The organism is Vibrio sp. 1978 (assembly GCF_033344345.1).
On record NZ_JAWPOP010000875.1, the window covers coordinates 1 to 551 of the forward strand.

The window sequence follows — 551 nt, forward strand, 5'->3', positions numbered from 1 at the left end:
AAGTTGACGCTGTCAAAGCGTTAATTCATGACCGCATGATGGAAACGGTGTTCACAGAACTTGAAGCCGCGTCAGCGCTGTTTACAGTCGCAGAGCCAAAGCCTGTGGCGCATGTTGATATCTTAGCGGGCGGTCGTCTTGCGCTTGAAGAAGCAAACGTTTCCCTTGGTTTGGCACTCGCAGAAGATGAAATTGATTACTTGGTGGAGAATTTCACTAAGTTAGGTCGTAACCCTAACGACATCGAGCTGATGATGTTTGCTCAGGCGAATTCAGAGCACTGTCGTCATAAGATCTTTAATGCAGACTGGACTATCGATGGTGTCGACCAAGAGAAGTCTCTGTTTAAGATGATCAAAAACACATTCGAAACGACACCAGACCACGTTCTGTCTGCTTACAAAGATAACGCAGCGGTAATGACGGGCTCTAAAGTGGGTCGTTTCTTCCCAGATCCTAAAACTCGTCAATACACTTACCACCATGAAGATGCACACATCTTAATGAAGGTAGAGACGCACAACCACCCAACGGCTATCTCTCCATGGCCG

The 551-nt window shown here is 47.0% G+C and carries 1 pseudogene; it reads left to right on the plus strand.

Going from position 1 to position 551, the window contains the following annotated elements:
* Window positions 1–551: pseudogene (locus tag R8N49_RS29625) on the plus strand (phosphoribosylformylglycinamidine synthase); the annotation flags it as partial.